The following is a 1025-nucleotide window of genomic DNA, read 5'->3' as shown; positions in this document are numbered from 1 at the left end:
GGCGTATTATCCTGAACTACATTATCCAAATGATATTTTAAGTTGGTTCTTAAATCTGTAAAATTAGTTGTCCTCATGTTTGTGTACTTTTATAAGTACAAATATAGGTACTTTTTTGCCATTGTCAAGCAATACTACTAATTAACACTGTTAATTAACGTTTCTATTCATTCCATAGATGCGGTGAAAAATCCTCAAAATATTACTTATATATACCCATTACAGGAATTTCTCACCAACCTGAATTTAAAAAGTAGATAGGTTGTTTAAGTCTATATATTCTATCCTTACTTCTGCCAATTTAGATTGAAACAGAAAAATCTATCCTTTTCAAAAGGAAAAGAACATAAATCAACTGATAGGTTTTACAATATCCACCCGCAAACCAAGTGCGTTTATTATACGATAGAAGGTACTCACACTGGGATTTATCATTCCATTCTCTATGCGTGAAATATAGGATTTAGTCGTATGGATGCGCTTTGCCAATTCCAATTGGGTTACTTTAGCTTCTTTACGGGCATCAAGCAATATCTGACCCGTATAGAAAGCATAGGCTGCTTCATCAAATTGAATACGTTCCGGAGTGTCTGGTGCTCCGTATTCTGCCGCTAATTCCGCACTAATGTCTGTCAGCATACTATTTTTCATATCTGATTTATTATAGTATAAAAATAGGAAAAGTTTCAATATCATGCAACTTTTAGGAGAAAAGAAATAATATCTCCCCCGCCTTCATGTATCCCTCTCTTTAAAATATCCCCCCTCCCTTGTTACTCTTTAGGCGGTATCTGATTTCAGAAGTATATCCTGCATTCCATACTTCACTCCCTCTTACTTCCCCCCGTCGTAGGTGATATGAAAACAAATAATTAACCAAATCAAACCTACAAAAACATGACAAAGAAAATTAAACTCATCCAACCGCAGGAAATGGAACAATTCCCAACTCCCAAATGTTGTCACCCCATTCAATCCAATTCCATTGAAGAAAAATACGGGCATCTGTCCGTTGGAAAAGGGGA

General features: G+C 35.5%; 1 protein-coding gene. It reads right to left on the bottom strand.

The features are described from left to right. Positions 1 to 351 precede the first annotated feature (351 nt). On the bottom strand, positions 352 to 651 hold the full coding sequence (locus tag NFR61_RS11130; RefSeq protein ID WP_420910123.1) for a helix-turn-helix domain-containing protein: 300 nt from the start codon (positions 649 to 651) through the stop codon (positions 352 to 354). Positions 652 to 1025: the final 374 nt, after the last annotated feature.

This window comes from Odoribacter lunatus, assembly GCF_943193135.1.
GTDB lineage: Bacteria > Bacteroidota > Bacteroidia > Bacteroidales > Marinifilaceae > Culturomica > Culturomica lunata.
This window is presented reverse-complemented; position numbering and strand designations above follow the sequence as displayed.